The 23,550-nt window shown below is 44.5% G+C and carries 22 protein-coding genes; 16 read left to right on the top strand and 6 right to left on the bottom strand.

Annotation, left to right across the window (positions count from 1 at the left end):
* The 13 genes from AACR09_RS06755 to AACR09_RS06695 form a co-directional block, all read left to right on the top strand.
* On the top strand, positions 1–995 hold a 995-nt coding region (locus AACR09_RS06755), incomplete at its 5' end, for a chemotaxis protein CheW (RefSeq protein WP_228011007.1).
* Positions 996–1,069: 74 nt separating this feature from the next.
* Positions 1,070–1,564 carry a chemotaxis protein CheW gene (locus AACR09_RS06750; protein WP_004736225.1) on the top strand — a complete coding sequence of 165 codons (495 nt, stop codon included), beginning with the start codon at positions 1,070–1,072 and terminating at the stop codon, positions 1,562–1,564.
* Positions 1,564–2,076, top strand: a complete 513-nt coding sequence (locus AACR09_RS06745; RefSeq protein WP_017090989.1) for a DUF2802 domain-containing protein — start codon at positions 1,564–1,566, stop codon at positions 2,074–2,076. Before AACR09_RS06750 ends, AACR09_RS06745 begins: the two co-directional genes overlap by 1 nt.
* Before the next feature lie 278 nt (positions 2,077–2,354).
* On the top strand, positions 2,355–2,972 hold the full coding sequence (ccmA, locus tag AACR09_RS06740; RefSeq protein ID WP_012603450.1) for a cytochrome c biogenesis heme-transporting ATPase CcmA: 618 nt from the start codon (positions 2,355–2,357) through the stop codon (positions 2,970–2,972).
* A 1-nt stretch (position 2,973) separates the two neighbouring features.
* Positions 2,974–3,642, top strand: a complete 669-nt coding sequence (gene ccmB / locus AACR09_RS06735; RefSeq protein WP_004736228.1) for a heme exporter protein CcmB — start codon at positions 2,974–2,976, stop codon at positions 3,640–3,642.
* 178 nt (positions 3,643–3,820) lie between these two features.
* Positions 3,821–4,561, top strand: a complete 741-nt coding sequence (locus AACR09_RS06730; RefSeq protein WP_004736229.1) for a heme ABC transporter permease — start codon at positions 3,821–3,823, stop codon at positions 4,559–4,561.
* A gap of 14 nt (positions 4,562–4,575) precedes the next feature.
* Positions 4,576–4,782: a heme exporter protein CcmD gene (gene ccmD / locus AACR09_RS06725; protein WP_004736230.1), complete on the top strand. Its 207-nt coding sequence runs from the start codon at positions 4,576–4,578 to the stop codon at positions 4,780–4,782.
* Complete coding sequence (gene ccmE, locus AACR09_RS06720; RefSeq protein WP_193836247.1) at positions 4,779–5,261, top strand: cytochrome c maturation protein CcmE; 483 nt, start codon at positions 4,779–4,781, stop codon at positions 5,259–5,261. Before ccmD ends, ccmE begins: the two co-directional genes overlap by 4 nt.
* Positions 5,258–7,228, top strand: coding sequence for a heme lyase CcmF/NrfE family subunit (locus AACR09_RS06715; protein WP_017084525.1), 1,971 nt, complete (start codon positions 5,258–5,260; stop codon positions 7,226–7,228). Before ccmE ends, AACR09_RS06715 begins: the two co-directional genes overlap by 4 nt.
* 5 nt (positions 7,229–7,233) lie before the next feature.
* Positions 7,234–7,785 (top strand): DsbE family thiol:disulfide interchange protein, encoded by a 552-nt coding sequence (locus AACR09_RS06710; protein ID WP_017076803.1) that lies wholly within the window; start codon positions 7,234–7,236, stop codon positions 7,783–7,785.
* Entirely contained in the window at positions 7,782–8,270 is a 489-nt protein-coding gene (locus AACR09_RS06705) for a cytochrome c-type biogenesis protein (protein ID WP_102447220.1), read from the top strand. The genes AACR09_RS06710 and AACR09_RS06705 overlap by 4 nt, the downstream gene beginning before the upstream one ends.
* Positions 8,270–9,490, top strand: coding sequence for a c-type cytochrome biogenesis protein CcmI (gene ccmI, locus AACR09_RS06700; protein ID WP_108109737.1), 1,221 nt, complete (start codon positions 8,270–8,272; stop codon positions 9,488–9,490). Before AACR09_RS06705 ends, ccmI begins: the two co-directional genes overlap by 1 nt.
* A gap of 124 nt (positions 9,491–9,614) precedes the next feature.
* Entirely contained in the window at positions 9,615–10,400 is a 786-nt protein-coding gene (locus tag AACR09_RS06695; protein WP_102498196.1) for an MlaA family lipoprotein, read from the top strand.
* A 96-nt stretch (positions 10,401–10,496) separates the two neighbouring features.
* Here AACR09_RS06695 and AACR09_RS06690 read toward each other — a convergent pair whose 3' ends face one another.
* The 4 genes from AACR09_RS06690 to AACR09_RS06675 all read right to left on the bottom strand — a co-directional run bounded on the left by AACR09_RS06690 (position 10,497) and on the right by AACR09_RS06675 (position 14,945).
* Positions 10,497–11,786, bottom strand: a complete 1,290-nt coding sequence (locus AACR09_RS06690; protein ID WP_193836246.1) for an outer membrane protein transport protein — start codon at positions 11,784–11,786, stop codon at positions 10,497–10,499.
* Positions 11,787–12,082: 296 nt separating this feature from the next.
* Complete coding sequence (locus AACR09_RS06685) at positions 12,083–13,378, bottom strand: outer membrane protein transport protein (protein ID WP_193836245.1); 1,296 nt, start codon at positions 13,376–13,378, stop codon at positions 12,083–12,085.
* 297 nt (positions 13,379–13,675) lie between these two features.
* On the bottom strand, positions 13,676–14,404 hold the full coding sequence (locus AACR09_RS06680) for a DUF3379 domain-containing protein (protein ID WP_017084531.1): 729 nt from the start codon (positions 14,402–14,404) through the stop codon (positions 13,676–13,678).
* The gene (locus AACR09_RS06675) at positions 14,397–14,945 is read right to left on the bottom strand and encodes a sigma-70 family RNA polymerase sigma factor (protein WP_004736042.1); all 549 of its coding nucleotides are present in this window, start codon (positions 14,943–14,945) and stop codon (positions 14,397–14,399) included. The genes AACR09_RS06680 and AACR09_RS06675 overlap by 8 nt, the downstream gene beginning before the upstream one ends.
* Positions 14,946–15,507: 562 nt before the next feature.
* Here AACR09_RS06675 and fadI point away from each other — a divergent pair.
* Together fadI and fadJ are read left to right on the top strand one after the other, a co-directional pair.
* On the top strand, positions 15,508–16,815 hold the full coding sequence (fadI, locus tag AACR09_RS06670; protein ID WP_004736043.1) for an acetyl-CoA C-acyltransferase FadI: 1,308 nt from the start codon (positions 15,508–15,510) through the stop codon (positions 16,813–16,815).
* Positions 16,815–19,031 (top strand): fatty acid oxidation complex subunit alpha FadJ, encoded by a 2,217-nt coding sequence (fadJ, locus tag AACR09_RS06665; protein WP_193836244.1) that lies wholly within the window; start codon positions 16,815–16,817, stop codon positions 19,029–19,031. Before fadI ends, fadJ begins: the two co-directional genes overlap by 1 nt.
* Before the next feature lie 303 nt (positions 19,032–19,334).
* Here the strand turns inward: fadJ and AACR09_RS06660 are convergent, their stop codons facing one another.
* The gene (locus AACR09_RS06660; RefSeq protein ID WP_193836243.1) at positions 19,335–22,112 is read right to left on the bottom strand and encodes an insulinase family protein; all 2,778 of its coding nucleotides are present in this window, start codon (positions 22,110–22,112) and stop codon (positions 19,335–19,337) included.
* Positions 22,113–22,416: 304 nt separating this feature from the next.
* Here AACR09_RS06660 and sixA point away from each other — a divergent pair, with 304 nt between their 5' ends.
* Positions 22,417–22,881 (top strand): phosphohistidine phosphatase SixA, encoded by a 465-nt coding sequence (gene sixA, locus AACR09_RS06655; RefSeq protein WP_017076794.1) that lies wholly within the window; start codon positions 22,417–22,419, stop codon positions 22,879–22,881.
* Between the two features lie 110 nt (positions 22,882–22,991).
* On the opposite strand, the gene smrB is transcribed toward sixA, so the two are convergent.
* Positions 22,992–23,522: an endonuclease SmrB gene (smrB, locus tag AACR09_RS06650; protein WP_004736048.1), complete on the bottom strand. Its 531-nt coding sequence runs from the start codon at positions 23,520–23,522 to the stop codon at positions 22,992–22,994.
* Positions 23,523–23,550: the final 28 nt, after the last annotated feature.

Below are 23,550 nucleotides of genomic sequence, written 5' to 3'. Positions count from 1 at the left end.
AGCCAGAGCCAGAGCCAGAGCCAGAGCCAGAGCCAGAGCCAGAGCCAGAGCCAGAGCCAGAGCCCAAACATTCGAGTTACTCGACCTATGCCGAGTTGCGAGAAGCTGAATTTGAAGTGCCCAATCTGGAAGATGTTCAAAAATTACTGAGCCGCTTAGAAGCGACGAACGTGGTTGATGAACTGAATCTTGATGAATTAATGGATCAGAACACGCAGAAAATTGCTCAGCAAGCAGACATGCAAATATTTGATGCTGCGGTGGAATCCGTTCAGCTTTCTGTAGAGCCTGAGATTCAAGATTGGAACCTCCCAGAGTCAGATTCATCAATGGTTGTTGATCGACCTGTTGAACGACCAATTGAGCAGCAAGCCGAGTCTCCAATAGCTGAAGAATCACCAATAGCTGAAGAGTCGCACGTTGAAGCTCAGCAAGACGGAACTCACACTGAAGAGTCAGAAATTGAATCTATCAGTGAACCCGAGGTTGAGCTTGAAACTCAATCTGGCGGTATTGAACGGTTTACATCTTGGGAAACTACGGCTCGAACAGAAGATTTTCAGGTACTGTATTTTGACGTCAACGGGGTAACATTTGCTGTTCCTCTTGATGAGCTTGGTGGTATTCATCGCCTTGAAGAGCTAAGCCATTTGATTGGTAAGCCTGCTTGGTATTTAGGTTTGCAAACAAATCGAGATAGTCAGTTAGATGTGGTCGACACTGCAAAGTGGGTGATGCCTGAGAAACTAACGAATGATGAATACAAAGAAAACTATCAATATATAGTGATGCTTGGCGAAAGCTTATGGGGGCTTGCGGGTACTGAACTTAAAGGTACCGAGCTTCTTAATACAGATAAAGTTCGTTGGCGAGAAATGGCAGGTAAACGCCCATGGCTCGCTGGTATGGTAAAAGAAAAAATGTGTGCTTTGATTCATGTTGAAGCATTGATCGCCATGCTAAACGCAGGGCTAGATGTAAAAGCATTAAGCTAGTAATAAGCATTAGGCTAACAATAAACGCATCAAGTTAATAATAGTGGTCGGTAACGACGGCAAGAGGATTAAATATGTCTCATATGAGTGAAATTGAAGTAAGAAAAGACCCAACCAATGATGAAGTACTTCAATGGGTGACATTCCAGCTAGAAGAAGAAACTTACGGCATTAATGTTATGCAGGTACGTGAAGTACTTCGCTACAGTGAAATTGCTCCAGTACCGGGTGCTCCAGATTACGTTCTAGGTATTATTAACCTGCGTGGTAACGTTGTTACTGTTATCGACACTCGTTCTCGCTTTGGTTTGATGCAAGGTGAAATCACAGACAACACTCGTATCATCGTTATTGAATCTGAGCGTCAAGTCATTGGCATTCTAGTAGACAGCGTTGCTGAAGTGGTTTACCTACGTTCTTCTGAAATCGACACTACTCCAAGTGTTGGTACTGATGAAAGTGCTAAGTTCATCCAAGGTGTAAGTAACCGTGATGGCAAGCTGCTTATCTTAGTAGATCTAAACAAACTACTAAGCGAAGACGAATGGGATGAGATGGCTCACCTGTAATGTTTGAAGCGCTTCCTTTAAGCCCTGTTGCTCTGATTGCCGGAGTCGGGGTTTTTACGTTATTCATCGTGATTTTGATTAGCAAAGTAAAACGTGCGATTCAAAAGCAGCTCGATCAGTCACGCCTGCAAGTTCGTAACTTGGACAAAGAGCTTCAAAAATCGAGCAAGCAATTGCTTGAGGTTCGCTCTGTCGTGGTTGGCCTTGGTCAGAAAGTGACGGAACAGCAAGATCTAATAAAGCACTTGAATGAACGCATTGTAGAGCTGGAACATGTTGATACCGATGGGCGCTTGTACACGCGTGCAACGAAGATGGTTCAGCTTGGTGCAGGGATAAACGAACTGATCGAAGAGTGTGAATTACCTAAAGCTGAAGCTGAGCTGATGATGTCTCTGCAGAATAAGCTCGCAGGTAAGGAAAAAATTCCTTCGCTAAGAAGTAACCCTTCATCGTACGATGAACAACCAGATGCATCTCATAAGCGCAGAGACCCAACTCGACGTCGTTAAAGTGAGCGCTCGCTGCGTATTGAGTAATTGATGTTTATCGTGCACTCCTCTTAAAAGAAGCTTCGGCTTCTTTTTTTATGCCTGACAGCTCTATATAGAACGATGTTTATAAGTGCTTGTATCTAAGGCAGTATCTTGTTTGTTGATGAAAATGTGTAAATTGTGATGCGGTGGTAACAGTTTCTTACGGAGTTTGTTCTATCGAAAACGCCTAGTCCTGTTTTGTCACCATATTGGTGTGCTATTATAGCCCTTTCATTACTCGACTAAATTTACCTATGCTTGAAGTCTCAAATTTAACTGCTATTCGTGACGACAGGGTTCTATTTGAATCGTTGTCTTTTCAATTGAAACCCGGTGAGCTGGTTCAAGTTGAAGGTCGTAACGGTACTGGGAAAACGACACTCCTTAGGATTATCACCGGCTTAGGTGATCGTGATGAAGGCACTATCTCTTGGGATGGTGAGTCCATTGAAACGAGTCGAGATGTGTATCACCAAAATTTGCTTTTTCTTGGTCACCAAACTGGCGTAAAACGCGAGCTTAGTGCGTATGAGAACCTGAGCTTCTATCAATCGATTCACAGCAGTGGAACGAGTAAGGAAGAACTTTACAATGCATTGGCTCAAGTCGGCCTTGCTGGACGAGAAGATGTGCCTGCAGGTCAACTTTCGGCGGGTCAACAGCGCCGTGTAGCATTGGCTCGTCTGTGGCTAAGTAAGCAAATGTTGTGGATTCTAGATGAACCGCTGACTGCCATTGATAAGCAGGGCGTTAAAGTTCTTGAGTCTCTTTTTTCTCAGCATGCAGACAACGGTGGCATTGTGTTATTAACCACACACCAAGACATGTTTGCTGATAGCCCGAAACTAAGAAAAATAAAGTTGGGTGAGTAATATGATTTCTTCAATGACAACGATCATTCGACGTGAGCTGTTGATCGCATTTCGTCGCCAAGCCGATATCTTTAACCCTCTGTGGTTTTTTATCATTGTCATCACCCTTTTCCCATTGAGTATCGGCCCTGAGCCAAACCTACTTGCGCGTATCGCAGCGGGCATTGTTTGGGTTGCTGCTTTACTTTCTGCATTACTCTCTCTCGAACGATTATTCCGAGATGATTTTCAAGATGGCGCCCTCGAGCAGATGATGCTGATGCCCATCCCGTTGCAGTTGGTAGTATTGTCCAAGGTCATAGCGCACTGGTTATTGACAGGGTTACCATTAATATTGATCAGTCCGTTGTTAGCGGTACTGCTGTCCTTGGATTTCGATACTTGGTTATCGGTGGTCTTAACGTTATTGGTTGGTACGCCCGCATTAAGCTTCATTGGTGCGATTGGTGTCGCTTTAACGGTTGGATTACAAAAAGGCGGTGTGCTGTTAAGTCTGCTTATTTTGCCGTTGTATATCCCAATTCTTATATTTGCTACATCAGCGATTGATGCGGCAGCACTAGGCGTTGCGTATAACGGACAATTAGCTGTGTTAGGGGCAATGCTAATGGGCGCAATGACGCTCACCCCATTTGCCATAAGCGCAGCGCTGAGAGTGAGTGTTAACTAGTTAATTACCTGATTAAAACTAGCTAACCAAGCGCTCACTTCCACTTTGTTTGTTCAGAGTGAACTAATTGAAGCTTTTAAACTCATAGAGTCACTGAAAGAGACAGTAAGCCAAATAAATTATAATAATTATAGCTGTGATAGCTGTAAGCAATATGAAGTAAGAGTGAGATTACAACATGTGGAAATGGCTCCATCCCTATGCCAAAGCAGAAACCTCTTATCAGCTTGCTGGTAAACTTCTGCCGTGGTTCTCTATCCTAGCGCTATTGTGTCTATCAGTAGGTACTGTGTGGGGGCTTGCATTTGCGCCTTCTGATTACCAACAAGGCGATAGCTTCCGTATCATCTATATCCATGTTCCGTCTGCAATTTGGTCGATGGGCGTATACATGTCGATGGCAATTGCGGCATTTATCGGCTTGGTATGGCAGGTGAGATTATCAGACATGGCTGCATTGGCTATGGCGCCTATTGGTGCTGTATTTACCTTCATAGCGCTGCTAACCGGTGCTGTTTGGGGTAAACCAATGTGGGGTGCTTGGTGGGTTTGGGATGCGCGTTTGACCTCAGAGCTGATTCTTCTATTCCTATACTTGGGTGTGATTGCACTACACCACGCTTTTGATGACCAAAAAACCGCAGCGAAAGCAGCAGGTATTTTGGCGATCGTTGGTGTCATCAACCTACCTATCATTCACTTTTCAGTAGAGTGGTGGAATACACTTCACCAAGGCGCGACGATTACTAAGTTCGATCAGCCTTCTATTTCAAGTGACATGCTATGGCCGCTTCTTCTCAACATCTTCGGCTTCGCCTTTTTCTTTGGTGCTGTGACTATGGTTCGTTTTAGAAACGAAATCATCAGTAAAGAAAGTCACCGTCCGTGGGTTCGTAAACTCGCGGCTGATAAAGCGTAGTAGGGTAGGTAATTATGTATTTTGAATCTCTGAGTGATTTCTTTGCCATGGGTGGCTACGCCTCATATGTATGGAGTGCATTTGGAATCACATTCCTCGCGATGATCATTTTACTGGTCTTAAGCGTTCGTCGTGGTAAGCAATTACTAAATGAAGTACAAGCTAAGATTGATCGTCAAGCTCGTATCGATGCAGCAAAAAATATGGAGAACACTCTATGAACCCAAGACGTAAAAAGAGGCTGGGCATTGTCTTAGCGGTCTTTTTTGGTATCAGTGCAACTGTTGGATTAATGGTTTATGCGCTTAACCAGAACATGGATCTGTTCTACACGCCAACTGAGCTTGTTAACGGCAAAGACGGCAAGAAACCTGAAGTTGGCCAACGTCTCCGTATTGGTGGCATGGTTGTAGTCGGTTCTGTAAGCCGTGACAACGAATCACTACGTGTAAGCTTTGACTTGAAAGATGTTGGTCCTAAAGTAACGATTTTATACGATGGCATTCTTCCTGATCTTTTCCGTGAAGGGCAAGGTATTGTTGCTCAAGGCGTTCTGAAAGATGCGACAACAATTGAAGCTTTCGAAGTCTTAGCGAAACACGATGAAGAGTACATGCCTTCTGAAGTTGCTGAAGCAATGAAGAAAACCCATGAGCCAATGCAGTACTCGACAGAACAAAAAGAAGGAAGTGCTCAATGATAGCCGAGATCGGCCACTTTGCCATGATCCTGTCCTTAGGGCTGGGATTGCTATTGAGTGTGCTCCCGCTGTATGGGGCAGCTCGAAATAACACATTATTAATGAATAGTGCGCGACCGCTATCATGGGGTATGTTCGGATTCCTAGCGATTTCGTTTTTTATCTTGTGCTACGCGTTCTACACCAATGATTTTACGGTTCAATACGTAGCAAGTAACTCGAATAGCCAACTTCCTTGGTACTACCGAATCACAGCGGTTTGGGGTGCTCATGAAGGTTCATTACTGCTTTGGGTTCTTATCCAAGCGGGTTGGACGGTTGCAGTAGCGACGTTTAGCCGTGGTATGCCTCAAGAGTCTGTGGCTCGCGTACTGGCTATCATGGGTTTGATTACTGTCGGCTTCTTGCTGTTCATTATCGTAACGTCTAACCCGTTCTTACGTACACTGCCTTACTTTCCTGTCGATGGCCGTGACTTGAATCCATTACTGCAAGACCCGGGTTTGATTATTCACCCGCCTATGCTTTACATGGGTTATGTAGGTTTCTCGGTTGCGTTCTCTTTCGCTATTGCTTCTCTAATGAGTGGTCGTCTAGATACGGCTTGGGCTCGTTGGTCTCGTCCTTGGACAATTGCTGCTTGGTTATTCCTAACGGTAGGTATCGCACTTGGTTCATGGTGGGCTTACTACGAACTTGGCTGGGGTGGCTGGTGGTTCTGGGATCCAGTAGAAAACGCTTCATTCATGCCTTGGTTGGCTGGTACAGCGCTGATGCACTCGCTTGCGGTAACAGAAAAGCGTGGCACATTTAAAGCCTGGACAGTATTGCTGGCTATCTCTGCATTCTCTTTAAGCTTACTAGGTACATTCTTAGTTCGTTCGGGTATCTTGGTATCGGTTCACGCATTCGCGTCAGATCCTGCTCGTGGTATGTTTATTCTAGGTTTCCTAGTGTTCGTTATCGGTGGTTCACTGCTGTTGTTCGCTGTTAAAGGCGCATCGGTTCGTGTCCGTGGTAACTTTGATTTGGTTTCTCGTGAAAACGCACTACTCGGCAACAATATCTTATTGATTGCTGCGTTAGTGGTTGTGCTAGTGGGTACGTTGTTACCACTTGTTCATAAGCAATTAGGACTGGGCTCGGTTTCAATCGGTGCACCATTCTTTGATATGTTGTTCTTCTGGTTAATGATCCCGTTCTCGTTCCTATTGGGTATCGGTCCACTGATCCGTTGGAAACGTGACAACCTGTCTAAGCTTATTAAGCCAATGTTAGTTTCGGGTATCTTCTCGTTAGGTTTAAGTGCACTAATGGTGACCATGCTAGCTGACCGCTTCAGTGGTACTGCTTTTGCTGGTTGGGTGATGGCGTTCTGGATCTTCTTCATGCACGGCTTTGAGCTGCATGAGCGTGCAACACACCGTCATACCTTCATGAAAGGCCTAACCAAGCTACCTCGTAGCCATTGGGCAATGATCTGTGGTCACATGGGTTTAGCCGTAACAGTGATCGGTATCGCGATGGTGCAAAACTACAGCATCGAACGTGATGTGCGTTTAGCGCCAGGCGAAAGCTACCAACTTGAAGAATACAGCTTCCTGTTTACAGGGGTTCGTGACAAAGATGGCCCAAACTACGATGGTTACATCGCTGACTTTGAAATTACCAAAGAAGGCAAATACATCAACACGCTTCACGCTGAAAAACGTTTCTACACTACAGCTAAGTCTATGATGACTGAAGCGGCGATTGATCGTGGCGTAACGCGCGACCTTTATATCGCAATGGGTGAGCGTTTAGACGACAACAAATCTTGGGCTGTACGTATCTACTACAAACCATTTGTACGTTGGATCTGGGCGGGTTCTTTGATCATGTCGATTGGTGGTGTGATTGCCATCAGTGATCGTCGTTACCGTTTCCGTAAGCCAACGAAAAAGTCGGCTCAAGAGCAGGAGGCTTAATTCGAATGAACAAGAAGATTTTATTCATTCCATTGATTGCGTTCATGGTTCTAGCTGGAATCTTTGCAACTCAATTGATGCGTAACCAGTCGGGTGATGACCCGACTAAACTTGAATCCGTATTGATTGGTAAGCAGGTTCCTGAGTTTGGCCTAGAGGATTTGGAACAGCCGGGTAAGTTTCATGATCAAGCTATCTTTAAAGGTGAGCCTCTGCTTCTTAATGTGTGGGCGACTTGGTGTCCTACTTGTTATGCAGAGCACTCTTACCTGAATAAGTTAGCGGATCAAGGCGTTAAGATCATTGGTCTTAACTACAAAGATGATCGCAATAAAGCGGTTGGTTGGTTAAAAGAACTGGGCAACCCGTACTTAATCAGCTTGTTCGATGGCAACGGTATGTTAGGTCTTGACCTTGGCGTATATGGCGCTCCTGAGACCTTCCTCATTGATGCCAGCGGCGTGGTTCGTTACCGCCATGTTGGTGACGTGAACCCGACTAACTGGGCATCGACGCTTCAGCCGATGTACCAAGAGTTATTGGAGGAGGCGAAATGATTAAACAAACACTTGTAGCAATGTTTGCCACCTTCGCTATCTCTGCGTCGGTAACGGCTGCGCCTATCGAATTTCATGAGTTTGATACGGTTGATCAAGAGCAACAATTTAAAGATTTGAGCAATACGCTTCGTTGCCCAAAATGTCAGAACAACACGATTGGCGATTCGAACGCGGAACTTGCAGTCGACTTGCGTCAAAAAGTGTATGAGATGACAAAAGAAGGCAAGTCTGAGCAAGAAATTATTGATTATATGATTGCTCGTTACGGTAACTTTGTAACGTACAACCCGCCACTGACCTTAGCGACATCGATCCTATGGGTTGGTCCGTTTTCGGTTGTTGTATTAGGTTTTGGTTTGATTGTTTTACGAAGCAGAAAGTCAAAATCGAAAGCAGTAGAGTCCAATAAAGACTGGGATGCAGACAAAGAAGCACGTTTAAAAGCGTTACTCGACGAAGAGAACGACGGAGATAAACAGTAATGACTCTATTTTGGATTTCTACAATTGTCCTTTCGCTAGCCGCAGTTTTATTGATTGTTCTGCCTTTCTTGAATAAGAAAGAAAACAACGATGACGTGCTTCGCGATGAGTTGAATAAAGCCTTCTATAAAGATCGCTTAGTTGAATTAGAAGTAGAAGCGGAAGAAGGCCTTGTTGATAATCAGCAAGAACTGATCGCTGACTTAAAGCAGTCGCTACTTGATGATGTTCCAGCACAAGAAAAGATCAAGAAGACACAAATCTCTACGCTGGGTGTCGTTGTACCGTCAGTGATCCTGGTCCTGGTTGTGACTTATGGTATGTACTTTCAGTTTGGTGCATTAGATAAGGTTCAACACTGGCAAGAAGTGAGTTCGAACCTTCCTGAGTTGTCTAAAAAGTTAATGTCATCAGAAGGTGGAACGCTTACCGATGACGAACTTGAAGATTTGACTCTAGCGCTTCGTACTCGTCTTCACTATCAACCAAAAGATTCAACCGGTTGGTTACTGCTTGGCCGTATTGCATTAGCAAACCGCGACGCAGAAACAGCGAAAGATTCTATGGAAAGAGCTTACAAACTTGAACCTAAGAATGAAGATGTTCAGCTAGGTTTTGCTCAAGCACTGATGCTTTCACCTGATGAAGCCGATCAAAACCAAGCTCGTTTAATTTTGAGCCGCTTGATTCAAAATGATTATGTTGATCTTCGTGTGTTCTCACTGCTAGCGTTTGATTCTTTTGAACGTCAAGATTATCCGGGTGCTGTGAAGTACTGGAGCATCATGCAACAGATGATTGGTCCACAAGACAGTCGCTACGAGATGTTGTCACGCAGTATTGAAAGTGCTCAGAAGAAAATGGGCGACACCATGGGTGTTGACCAAGGTAAGAGTGTTGCAGTAACGCTTGAGCTGTCTGGCGATGTGAATGCTGATCCTAAGTCTGTGTTGGTTGTTTCAGTACATAGAGCTGATGGTTCGCCAATGCCGGTCGCTGCAGCCCGTTACCCATTGGGTTCTTTCCCTCGCACTGTTGTTCTCGATGATGGTAACAGCATGATGGAAGGCTCGAAGTTGTCTAGCCTTGAAACTCTGATGGTTAGAGCTAGGCTTGATACAGATGGTAACGTTTCAACTCGCGATGGTGATTGGTACGGTGAAAGTGAAGTGGTTGAACTGGGCGCTCCAGTGACCATTAATATCAATAAGCAATATTAATCATCATTTTGCATAGGTGTTAGCTATTCCGATTTTGCAACAAACGGTATAGACTTACGCAACCAATTGAGGCCAGCGATTGCTGGCCTTTTTTATTATATGAATTCCTTATGGAAAAGGTGATATGTCTGTCAGTGTTTTAAGACTCTCGAGTTTACTTTTTATCGCAAGCTTAACGGTGGGCTGTTCTAGCGCGCCAGATGAAAGCACGAACGATAATAACTTCGAAACCTCTGAATACGTCGAAGAGTCCCACCCGAATGACCCTTTCGAAGGGTTCAACCGAGCAATGTGGGATATCAACTACGAATATCTTGATCCTTATTTAGTTCGTCCTGTTTCACTCGCTTATGTTGGCTACACCCCTGTTCCAGTTCGCTCTGGTATCTCAAATTTTTTAGCCAATTTAGATGAACCTGCAAGCATGGTGAACAACTTATTCATGGGTAATGGCGAGAAAGCACTCGACCATTTCAACCGTTTTTGGATTAACTCAACCTTTGGTTTGTTGGGCCTAATCGATATTGCCAGTGAAGCGGGTATCACCAAATATGACGACAAGTCGTTTTCTGATGCGATTGGTCATTATGGGGTAGGGAATGGGCCGTACTTTATGGTGCCGGGTTATGGTCCTATTACGACTCGTGAAGTGACGGAGCAAGTGGATAGTTTATATGTGCCTTTAGCTCTGTTGAACTTCTGGGCGAGCTTAGGAAAGTGGGCATTTGAAGGTATGGAAACTCGTGCTCAGTTAGTTTCTCAAGAAGCTCTGTTGGATGACTCGCCAGATCCATATGCTCTGACTCGTGAAGTTTACATTCAGCGTCGTGATTTTAAAGCCGAAATCGAACCGGAAGAAGTCGATCTTGAAGAAGAAGATTTCATTGACGGATACCTAGAAGATTACTAGATATAAGGTTTTGAATATCAGATAAAAGAAAGGCTCGATGTTGAAATTAACATCGAGTCTTTTTAATGTTTGTTACTTTAGATTAAGTCAAACAGATTAGAAGCGGTAGTTAGCTTGGATACCTACTAGCCAGATGCTGCCAGTAACTTCGCCTTCGAATTCACCACCAAAATTTGCAGGATCTGTTAGGGTCATACCTTCGCGTTCTTCGTGCATTTTAGCGTCTTTCGCGAGAATATAAGTGAAACCAGCATCTAATGTTAGTTGCTCGGACCATTGATAGCCTGCGCCAATGCTTAACCAAGTACGGTCTGTTTCAGGGATCGTTGCTGTACGGTTTTTTTCGCTCACAGCTGATGTGTCGTAGGCAATACCAGAGCGGAGAGCTAACTTAGGTGTCATTTGGTAAGTCGTACCAATTGCAAAACGGTAGTTATCTTCCCAGTTTTCCATCTTAATAGTGTCTGACTGCTCACCAGGGAAGTCTGCAACTAATTTTTCGAAGCTGCTCCAATCTGTCCAGTTGATGCTAGCATGAACCGCAATTGTATCCGTTAATTGGTGGAAGCTAGCAATCTCTGCTGTTGCTGGAAGAGCTAAATTCATGCTACCAGATTTTTTTTGACCAGGTGCTAGACCAAAGCCCATCCCCTCAGCATGTCCTTCAAGAGTCAGATCTACTTCTGATTTGTAGGTAAAGCCTAGACGGTTGTTTTCATTGATCTGCCAAGCTGAACCTACCTGCCAAGCCCACTCGGTATCGTCACCTTCCATGTATTTAAGTGTGTCGCCTTGGTTGATAGCATTTGGAATAGTTATAGCAGATACCGCTCCGAAACTGCCTTCAGCCATTACATAGCGAATACCACCGCCAATCGATACGTTTTCAAGTACTTGGTAAGCGACGTTTAAGTTCAGCTCCATTGAAGTAACACTTGCCTCGTTGCCAAAGTTTGCGCCACCAAAGTCTTTGCCTAAGTCTGTTTCCATACCGTAGTTAGTGCCCGCAGCAAAACCTAATGCAAACTTGTCGTTGTACTTATGAGAAACATAAAAGTTTGGAATTACTGCACTGTGTGCAAAATCACTAGAGTTTGATGAAGTAGACTGACCCATCATAGACGTAGAAGTACCGTCGATATCAATGTTCGGGTCAACATAGATAGCGCCAACAGAAACTTGAGTGCCTTCTAGGTAAGTCAGCATTGCTGGGTTACGCCATTGTGCATCTGCACCGTCTGCCATTGCAGCTTCACCAGCATACGCGCGGCCTAAGCCTGTTGCTGAGTATTCTGCTAGTTGAAAACCAGCCGCTTGAGTGACGGTAGAAGTCGAAAGTAGTCCAACTGCCACTGCAGCAGATAGAAGAGTCTTATTCATTTTCATTATTATGTTCGCTGAATCATAAGTATTTAGTGTCGTGATTCTACTTTTAGAGTCATTACTTTAAAAATGAAATTCGAATAAAACAGTGTTTTAGGGATTAAATGAGTAAATGTGTTTAATTATTAGAGAAATAATCTAAATGTTTCGGCTGTGTTGCGAAGTTTGAGCGTACACTTGTAGGCATATTTTGCCTCTGCAGGCTACAGCTGTAAGCTTAAATTGATGTTGGTCAGAGGGTTATGCAATAAAAAAGGGTCGCGTAATGCGACCCTTTGGGATTTATAACCTAGCTTATATTAGAAGCTGCGGCTGTATTGCAGACCCATTAGGATTGCATCTGCATGAGTTGTTGCTTCAATTGATGAGATTGTAGTTCCTGATATTTCAGTAGTTTCATTGACTTTTACATCATCACCCAGTAGGTAAGTGAAGCCGAAATCTACGTTTGAAGCTGTATCAATGTGGTATGTGAATCCAGCAGAGAACCATTGACGATCAGAATCTGGTACCGAAACTGATGTAATGCTATCTTGGGCACTTGTGTCGTACATGTAACCGGCACGTAATGTCCAATCTTTATTCATGTAGTAAGTTGTACCAAGAGCGTAATGCATTCCATCTTGCCATTTATACTCATTTAACTCACCGGCTTTGTCAGCCTCTAGTACGTCAAATGCGCTCCAACCAATCCATTGAACGCTGTAGTGAACAGCAAATTTAGAGTCTGGTAGCATATGGTAACCAGAGAACTCAATCATGCTAGGTAACGGCATGTTTAATGTATCGTTTTTGTATGTTGCGTTAACAACATCCCCTGTTGCTGGGTTCACTCCAATACCAGTAATATCACCTTCAGCTTCTAGAGTTGGACTGTAATGATATGCTAAGCCAAATCTATTATCTTTATCTAGCTCGAAAACTGTACCTAAGTTAAAGCCTACAGCCCAACCGTCAGCGTCTGCATCTAGAGCAGTGTATTCTTGAACACCTGTAGGGTTTGCTACATTATTAGGCAGCGTAATTTTACGCTCAAGCTTACCTTGTCCGTAGATGAAGTCTAAACCTGCACCAAAGCTCCACTGTTCATTCAAACGGTATGAACCAGCTACCCCTAAGTTCATACTTTTAACATCAGTTAGACCACCATATTCAGAACCGGCAAACGAATCGTCAAACTCAGTTTTCGTACCAAAGTTAGTGTAGGCATTGACGCCCCATGCAAATTGGTCATTAACAGGCACAATTAAGTGGATGTTAGGTGCGATAGAAGTATCACCCGCATCATCATAGTTTGAAGGTGTTGAACCAGTTAATGCACTAGTGTAAGTGGCATCTTTGACTTCAATTTTTGAAGTGATCGAAGTGAAACCCAAAGATAGTTCAACTTTATCAAACAGTGCCATTGCTGCAGGGTTACGTGCCATTACTGACGCGTTATCTGCGATTACTGCATCACCAGCGAAAGCACGACCAAGGCCGGTTGCTGATTGTGCGTTAAGTTGGAAACCTGCTGCCATCGCTTGCGAAGACGCCAGTGTGATTGTTACTGCTAAAAGAGACTTTTTAAACAGACGCGTGTTGTTGGTAGTCATTCATTTATTCCTTTATATATCCGCCTCTACAGGGCGATTAATTTGAGCAATTGCTCAATGGTGGCTGATCCTATTCGCAAGTATACGATATACAAATCCGACCATTGGAAATTTTGAGGGTAAAATTATGGAAATGACGCCTATCTGGCACGAAAATGGTGTGAAATGCTGTTTTTTAGAGTTTTAACTCTAGAGGTATTGGTGTGGTGAATGATTTTGCGGCTTATTGATAAATAAAGCCCAGCAATAACAGTAATATACTTGCTGGGCCTTTTGTTACGGGGCTTTGAGAGCAAATTAGCTCATTGGTTTGATCATTTTTGTCAGCTTTTCGGCGATTTTAGAGACATCCTCGCCATCTTCGCCTACAAGGATCAAACTGCTGCCATCGATCGGTGTTACTGAGCCTGACATGCCTTCTTCATCAAAGTCGATAGACTTGTCAGTCGGAATTCCAGTTAAAAACAGAGTGACCTTGCCTTTTTCGCCTTGAAAAACCATGTGCATTGCGTTGGACTTGCCAAAGCCACAATGGTTCAGGTAATAGACGTGGTAAGGGAAGGCTTCATCAAATTGAAATGCAAACGGATTCATCTTGGCATTGATTTGTTGTGAAGTAACATTCTCATCAAGCGCACTCACAAAGCTCTTTTCATCGACAACATGCTTCATTGCCGTATCTGCCAAACTTGCTTGCGCGGGTGAAACGAATGCATTGCCCCAGTTAACTTGGCCAACCAATAAACCAGCAACAAACGCCACCGAGGCAGCCATTGCCATCGCTCGTCTAGCAAACGTAGGTCTTACTACTTTGCTTTCTTCGCTTGAGGTCTGATTGAACAGTATACGATCAGCAAGATCGTCTGGCACATCCACATTCATTGCTGAATGGATCTGTTTATCAAGCGATAGTACATCGTCTAGAAAGTTACTATTGGCTTCGCTGCTTGCTGCTGCATCAATAATATCTTGTGTACGTTGCTTAGGTTCCGACAATACACGACGACGAAATTCCAAATCATCCATTATGTTGCCCCCTCTCTGCCTCTTCTGTATCCAGCATCTCTTTCAACTGATTTCGAGCTCTGAATAAACGTGTCATCACCGTGTTTTTGTTGAGGTCGAGAATATCTGCGATCTCATCACCACTAAAACCACCAATCACTTGTAAGAAGAGGGGTTCACGGTAATCGATTTCAAGTTTCATGATCTGAGCTTGCAACCACAGGTGTTGATGATGTGGGTCATCGCTGACACTTGCATCGTTACCATGATCGTCGATATCAACCAGATCAAACTGTTTGCGTTCAAAACGTCGAGCGTTCTCGCGTCGCAAGATGGTGATCAGCCAAGATTTAGCGGCTTTTTCATCTTGTAAGCTATCGAGTGACTTCCATGCACGAAGGCAAGTCTCTTGTACTAAATCTTCGGCAATGCTTTTGTCTTTACATAGCCAATAGGCGTAGCGAAAGAGGTCACGATGATAGGCACGAACGAGTGCTTCGTACTTTCTTTGTTTGTCCATATCAGAGTTGACCGGACGCTTGGCTGTTTTCTTTCCAAACATTTTTATTATTGACACACGAGCCTCCATAATTGCTCTGCGTATAGCTGTCCTCTATACGTTGTGCTTCGTTTTTATATTCTGTTTCGTTTTTAGGGCTAACGATCGGCATGAAACCGTAAAATCACATTAAAATTGATCTACTTCAAAATCTAAGGCCTCGAACAAGCTATAGTACACCTTGTCGTCTAGTTAGTCATTCGTGGCTAGCATGTTGAGCAAGACGACACTTCCTTTTGAAGGCTGACTTTACTTTCTCCTAATCAGGAAACTGATTATTTCAATTGGCGTTAAGTTAATTGCTTTATATACATTCCGACCACACAGTTTTGTGTGGTTTTTTTTTGCCTCAAGAAAACCATTCCCTACACAGCGATAACAGTCTTTGCTTACAATAGTTTAGTCTCTTACGACAACCTTTCCCCCAAAAAGGTTCGCCTGAATGCGCAGTTATATTTTCAAACAGTGAGATACTCGTATCACGTTTATTTAAACGCTCGTTTGATTTAATTAACAACTTCTTTACAATGCTTCAGGTCAGACCTCTTAACTTTAAGGAGAAACCATGGGCAAACAGGAAGTCAAAACGCGTTCTGGAGAACGTGTTGCCGTTGTCGCTGGACTACGAACCCCATTCGCTCGTCAGAGTACAGAATTTAGCCAAGTGCCTGCGGTTGACCTAGGCAAAATGGTTGTGAGCGAAATGCTTGCAAGAACAGATGTCGATCCTGCGCTTATTGAACAAGTGGTGTTCGGCCAAGTCGTACAAATGCCAGAAGCACCGAACATTGCACGTGAAATCGTGTTGGGTACGGGAATGGACATCAATACCGATGCCTACAGTGTGACACGAGCATGTGCGACCAGCTTCCAAGCGGCAGTTAACGTGACCGAGAGCATTATGGCTGGCACGATTGATGTTGGTATTGCAGGCGGTGCGGATTCTTCTTCTGTATTGCCTATTGGCGTTTCGAAAAAGTTAGCGGCAAATTTATTAGCGCTGAGTAAAACGAAAACCATGGGTCAGAAGCTGAAGATTCTTAAAACGCTTTCAGTCAAAGATCTGATGCCAGTGCCACCGGCAGTCGCAGAATACTCGACCGGTTTATCCATGGGACAAACGGCTGAGCAGATGGCGAAGACGCATGGTATTACTCGCGAAGCTCAAGATGCACTTGCTCACCGTTCTCACTCTCTGGCTTCTCAAGCATGGAAAGAAGGCAAGATTAAAGACGAAGTGATGACGGCGTTCCCAGCGCCTTATAAAAAGTACCTCGCGGAAGACAACAACGTTCGCCACGACTCAACGGTTGAAGGCTACGCGAAACTGCGCCCGGCATTCGATAGAAAGTACGGCACTGTAACGGCAGCCAATGCAACGCCTCTTACCGATGGCGGCGCTGCGGTGATGTTGATGCGCGAAGGTAAAGCTAAAGAGCTAGGTTTAGAAGTGCTTGGCTATATTCGTGGCTATGCATTCTCAGCGATTGGTGTTGAAACGGATATGTTGATGGGGCCAACCTACGCGACCTCTCAAGTGTTGAAGAACACAGGTCTAGAGTTGTCAGACCTAACTCTAATCGAGATGCACGAAGCATTCGCAGCCCAAGTTCTAGCGAACGTCAAAATGTTTGCAAGTGACGAGTTTGCTCAGAAGAACCTTGGCCGTGACAAAGCGATCGGTGAGATTGATATGGAGAAATTCAACGTGCTGGGTAGTTCAATTGCTTACGGACACCCGTTTGCTGCGACTGGCGCGCGTATGATGACTCAAACACTGCGTGAACTGAAACGTCGCGGTGGCGGCTTGGCACTGAACACAGCTTGTGCGGCTGGTGGTTTAGGTGCAGCAATGATCTTGGAGGTAGAATAATGTCTACGACTCTTGATGCAACAACAGAAAAAGAAACCGTCGCTCAACCAGATTCAACGTCGGCGACTGAATCAACCAAAAAGAAAGCGACAGCATTTACTCTTAATATCGATGAGCAAGATATTGCTTGGTTAGCGATTGATGTGCCAAACGAGAAAATGAACACGCTGCAAGCGGCTTTTGCTGAAGAAATGAAAGCCATCTTCGAGCAGCTAAAAGAAAAGCAAAGCCGAGTTAAGGGCTTAATCGTTCATTCACTAAAGCCAGATAACTTTATCGCAGGTGCTGATGTGCGAATGCTTGATGCTTGTAAAACGGCTGACGAAGCACAGTCTCTTGCTCGTCAAGGGCAGGAGATGTTCCAAACACTCTCAGATCTTCCATATCCAGTAGTCGCAGCAATTCACGGTCCATGTTTAGGTGGCGGTTTAGAGCTTGCGCTGGCATGTGATTACCGCGTATGTACCGACTCAGACAAGACTCGCCTTGGCTTGCCAGAAGTACAGCTCGGTCTGTTACCAGGCTCTGGTGGTACACAGCGTCTTCCTCGCCTTATCGGGTTGCTGCCTTCTCTTGACCTTATTCTTACGGGTAAGCAGTTGCGTGCTAAGAAAGCGAAATCGCTCGGTGTTGTCGATGCTTGTGTGCCAGAAACTATCTTGCTTGAAGTCGCTAAGAGCTTTGTTGAAAAGAACTCAGGCGGCAAAAAAGGTAAGCGTCTTGCGTCTAAAAGCCAAGCTTCGACCAAAGAGAAGCTTATTTCACGCACGGGTCTAGGTCGTAAGGTTATTTTTGAACAGGCTTCGAAGAAAACCAACCAGAAAACACGCGGTAATTACCCTGCAGCCGATGCGATTCTTGATGTGATTCGTTACGGCCTTGAGAACGGTTTTGATAAAGGTCTTCAGTATGAAGCGAAGCGTTTCTCTGAACTGGTAATGACTTCAGAATCTAAAGCCCTGCGTTCGATTTTCTTTGCCACCACTGAAATGAAAAAAGAGCACGGCGCAGACGCAGAACCCAAAGCGGTTAAGCGTGTTGGTGTGCTGGGCGGTGGCCTTATGGGTGCTGGTATCAGCCATGTTAGCGTTGCCAAAGCGAAAGTGCCTGTTCGCATTAAAGACGTATCCAATGAAGGCGTTCTAAACGCGCTGAACTACAACTTTAAGTTGTTCGATAAGCAGCGTAAGCGTCGCATTCTGACTAAAGCTGGTCTGGAAAGTAAGATGCTTCAGCTTTCTGGTGGTATCGACTTTACGAGCTTTAATCACACTGATGTGGTGATTGAAGCGGTATTTGAAGACCTCGATCTTAAGCAATCAATGGTTGCGGACATTGAAGCCAATGCAAAACCAGAGACTATCTTTGCGACGAATACGTCTTCATTGCCAATCCATAAGATTGCGGAGAAGGCGCAGCGACCAGAAAACGTTGTCGGTCTTCACTACTTCAGCCCTGCCGAAAAAATGCCGCTAGTCGAAGTTATCCCTCATGAAACTACGTCAGAAGAGACGATTTCGACGGTTGTAGCATTAGCGAAGAAGCAAGGCAAAACGCCGATTGTTGTTAAAGACACGGCTGGTTTCTACGTGAACCGTATTCTTGCTCCGTACATGAATGAAGCGGCGCATCTGTTACTGGCAAATGAGCCAATTGAAAAGCTCGACAGCACGTTATTGGACTTCGGCTTCCCGGTCGGCCCAATTACTTTGTTAGACGAGGTGGGTGTTGATATCGGCGCGAAGATTATTCCAATTTTAGTGAATGAGCTAGGCGACCGTTTCCAAGGCCCTGATGTGTTCGATATTCTTTTGAATGACAACCGTAAAGGCCGTAAGAGTGGCAAAGGTTTCTACACTTACAAAGGTAAGAAGAAAGAAGTCGATAAGTCAGTTTACAAGCTGCTTAAACTGCAACCTGACCCTGAGTTGAGCGATAACGATATCGCAATGCGCTGTGTGTTGCCTATGCTAAACGAAGCGGTTCGTTGTTTGGATGACGGTATTATCCGCAGCCCACGTGATGGCGATATTGGTGCTATTTTCGGTATCGGTTTCCCTCCATTCTTAGGAGGTCCGTTCCGATACATGGATCAAATTGGTATTAAGTCATTGGTCGAAATGATGAACGACTTCGCTAAGAAGTACGGTGATCGTTTTGCGCCATGCGATGGCCTACTGACACGTGCTGGGTTGGGTGAATCTTTCTACAAGTAACTTTCTAACTCATTGATTAATAAGCCCGTATCAAGCGATTGATGCGGGCTTTATTGTTTTATGAACGAGTGTGAAAGGAATGAGATTCCCGACTCAGTCGTTCCTCCTTTTCGGGAATGATGTTCGAGAGATAAAAAGTAAGTTATTGCGTTGATTAGAAAGGTGATCAAACACATCTCAATCGAAACTACCGTCATCTCCTTAAGCGACGAAGGAGCGTAATAGGAGATCTGATTTTGTGCTTCATCCAAGAAAAAAGGTTGATGCTTTCACATCAACCTTATGATTTTCAATCCAGCTTTATCAGCCAAGCTCACAGTCTTTAGGGCGTAACTGAAACTCATCAATTGAGCCAATCTCCACACCTGCCGACAACTTCTGTTCCTCATTATGAGCATTACCGTGTGCATGCATAATCAGACGATTTGCCGTGCGAGGTTTAAGTTGGCTGACCACAAAACGCATCATGTCTGAGCGTGTTAGACCTTTAAGATCTTCTAAGACACGCTCTCTCTGATTGAATTCCAAGTCCTTATTGCCTATCGCAACCCATAAGCGCTGAGCGCGACCGCGCAAGGTGGTATCTGGCGTTGAAATCTGATTCCAGAGGCCGCGTTTACTGCTGTGCCATTGATAGTCGTTAAGCTCCAGCAGCACCATGTAAAAGGCATTGAGGAATTCATCTATCGAGGCTAACAAGTCTGCCGGGGCAGCATTCGGTGATTGCACATACAACACAATACCTGGGTGTCGGTTCAACGGCATATTGCCAGTGCCGACCATATAGCCTAGCTGCTGCTTGGTACGAATCTCATGGAAGAAGGTGGCTGACATCAAATGGTTCGCCAATGAATACAGCGCAATATTTTTAGGTGAAATATCAGCACATTGGTAGTAAACCACGATGGCTGAATCATCTTGATTACATACGACTTCGCGTTGGAAGCTACCATTTTCACCCAACATGATTAATGGGCGTAGTGACTCTTCGTAAGCTTGGTCTTGAACACGTAATGCATCTTTTAGCGTTTCAGCCATATTGTGTGCATCGGCTTTTTTCCAATCACCATACACAAACATTTCGACATGCAGTTCTGCCAAGATAGCTTGAACAAAAGAAGAGAGTTCATCGACCTCAATCGTTTCCAAGGCTTCAATTAATACGGAATAAGGCGGGTTATTAGGCTGAAGTATTCCAGTCATCGCATTAAACAGCTGAGAAATAGGACGATCTTGCGACGCATTATTCCAGTTTCTGAGCAATTGATGCTTAATAGTTTCAAAGCGTGTTGGATTAAAGTCGCGTGCTTGGAAGCGCTCAAGGATCATATTGAGCAGCTGTGGTTGCTTTTCGCTGAATCCCGAAAGCGTGAGTGTTACACCGCCCTGATGGGTATACATGTTGTAGCCCATACCCGCAATTTCAGCCTGATACGTGTCTTTTTCAAGCGAGTCCAAGAACATCTCTACACACAAGCGTGTTTTAACGATGTTTCTCGGGGTGGCGACTGAGTGTGGGCTGTCGATAGCGATATACACCACACCTTTAGGTACTCGAAATTGATGGTCTTGGAGGTGCCATAACTTAAAGCCATCCAGCTCTTCTAACAGTTGTGGGTGCTTAGCATCACCTTCGAGTTCAGCAGGGTCTAAGTCGTAGCAAATAAATGGGTTTTTACTTGGCAGCTCAAACATCCAGCCGGGGTTGATGCACGTAAAGCATTGGGTCTGCTCTGAGCTAAAAGGCGTAACGGAGTAGGGCGTAAAATACCACTTCGCTTCTCTATCATACTCGAAGCCTTGAGCTACGATGGTGACCCGCATGTTGTCGACAGATAAGTAGGGAAGCAAAGAGCGTTGTAACTCTTCGTCAAAGTGCGACATCTTATAATCGCCATACATTACGTCTTGCTCTTGATAGTGCTGCATGTTGATAACAAGATGACTGACGACATCGAGCGGTCTGGAGGGCTCTTGAAAGCGGAAAGCGGACTCTAAAACGGCGCGTTTTTCAAGATAACGCCACTCTTCGATGCCTTGTTGTTCAATGAGTTTGATGTACTGAAATATAGCTTGAACGACGTTATCGGTTTTGGTTAAGCCTTCGATGGTCATTGAGCAACTGATCGTGAAGTCACGATAGTTACTGCCACTTGCGCCGCCACCTGCCGAGAGGGAAGTAATCCAACCTTTCTCTTTCAGCTGCATCATCAAACTGCCTTCGCCTTCGTAACCGATAAGGTGTGCAAAGAATGATAATGGCTTAATCCCATAGTGCTCGTCCATGCTGGGCATTGGGAAGGTTAAGATAAGTTTTCGTACTTCTTTTATCGGTTTAACGTGAACTTGTACACCCGTGCTTAATTCGCCAACAATTGGAACTGCAACCTTTTTACCTTGTAGTTTGTGATTGGTAATCGAGCTAAAACGCTCCTCAACCCAACTTTGCATTTCGTCTAATGATTGATTGCCAGACAGTGTCAGCGTCATTAGATCGGCTGAATATTGTTGCTGGTGGAAAGCCAAGATCTCTTGTCGAATCGTTTCACCGTTTCTGTCACCCAACGTCTCGATATTACCGACAGAAAACTTCGAGAATGGGTGATTGTGATTCACCAGTTCTTTGGTAACTTGGTACAAGCGTCGCGAGTCGTCGTTGAGTTTCATCTTGTATTCGGAATCAACGGCTTGGCGTTCTTTGTCTAGTGCTTCTTCGTTAAAAAGTGGCGCTGTGAAAAATTGGCTGAAGCGATCGAGTGCAGTTTCAAAGGCATTCAATTCAACATCAAAAAAGAAGCAGGTGTGTTCGGTTCCGGTCCAAGCATTGTTGCTACCGCCATGTTGGCTGATAAAACTTTGGAACTCTCCGACCTTTGGATACTTTTCAGTTCCCAAAAATAGCATATGCTCTAAGTAGTGCGCTAAACCCTCTCGGTCGGTAGGGTCATCAAAATGCCCGACATTAACGGCGAGTGCGGCTGCAGCTTTTTGAGCGTTCTGATCGTGAACTAACAGTACTCGCAATCCGTTATCCAAGGTTACGTAACGGTATTGATGTTCATCATTAGGGCTTAAATGCACAGAAGCATCTCCAGAGAAGGTGGTTTTTAAATTATGTACGCGATGATTTGAGGTGCAAACCTTGCGATCACATTTTGGGATATGAAGAGCTTTTTGGCGACTTCTAAATCATTTTTATCGATTTTTATCAGTGATTTATTTTCTTTTAATAAGATTGTTAAGAAAGTCGAACTCTTTAGCAAGTGACTTGATATAATTATTTATATAGACTGCGGCTTCTCTAGTTTGAGAGCCAAACGCTAAGTAGCGTATCGCTGATATGGGATATATCGACTTTCGAAATGTTACGTAGACAGGACTGAACATGAAAATATTCATAATGCGCCACGGTGAAGCAGAACATTTTGCGGATTCGGATGCAGAACGAGCGTTAACCAAGCGCGGGAAAATGGCATCTCTTGCAGTAGCTCAAGCTGCAAATGAGCAGGGGATTAGTCAATTCGATAAAGTGCTTGTGAGCCCATATTTAAGGGCACAAGAAACGTGGTTAGAAATCTCTCAGGCGTTTTCTGGAAAGAAAGTAGAAACCTGTGATGATATTACGCCTTATGGAATGTCCGACGATGTGTTTGATTTGACCGTAGCAATGGCAGAAGTAGAAAAACTAGAGACCATTTTATTTGTTTCTCATTTACCTCTAGTGGGCTACTTAACAGCAGAATTTGCAACGGGCATGGCGCCGCCTATGTTTCCGACGTCAGGTTTGGCTTGCATTGAATTCGACCTTGAGACACAAAAAGGCGAGTTACTTTGGAACATCAATCCATAGTCGAGGTTATATCTAACCTAAAGGCTGAAAGATAACAAAGAAAAGGGCACCTCAATGATTTGAGGTGCCCTTTTCTGTTTTTGACGTTGGGGGGAAATAGTGAGTCGGAGTTATTTGTCTGGAATAGCAAGCAAAACCAACAACGCACCGTTACCACCAAACTCTAAAGGTGCTTGGTGAAAGGCCATCACGTCAGGGTGCTGCGCTAACCACAAAGGCACCTTCTGTTTAAGGATGTGTTTACCGATACCGTGCTGAACACAGGCACACGCCACGCTCTCTTTCACGCAGTGCGCAATCATGGCACCTAACTCGCGTTTCGCTTCTTGTTGAGTCATACCGTGCATATCAAGATATACATCAGGTACGTAGACACCACGACGTAAGCGCTTCACCTCATACTTAGAGACATCATCACGCGCATAACGTGTTGGGCCTTCTTCGCTAAGATGCGGAATGAACTCATCCGAGAAATAAAACTCGCTATCACTGGCTTGTCTTGCCGTGCGAGTAATTTCTTTTTGCTTGGCATTTCTTTTTGGCTGCTGGACTATGGTATCCTGTTGCAACTTTTTAACGCCCTTTACTGCATCGTTGAATAGGGCGAAATCGTCATCGAAGTCGGTGTCTTTTTTGCTCATCAGGTTATGAATTCTAATTAGAAACGTA

It is taken from the genome of Vibrio sp. OPT20, assembly GCF_963889365.1.
Lineage (GTDB): Bacteria > Pseudomonadota > Gammaproteobacteria > Enterobacterales > Vibrionaceae > Vibrio > Vibrio splendidus.
The sequence above is the reverse complement of the archived record's forward strand: the minus strand, read 5'-3'. Positions and strand labels throughout refer to the sequence as shown.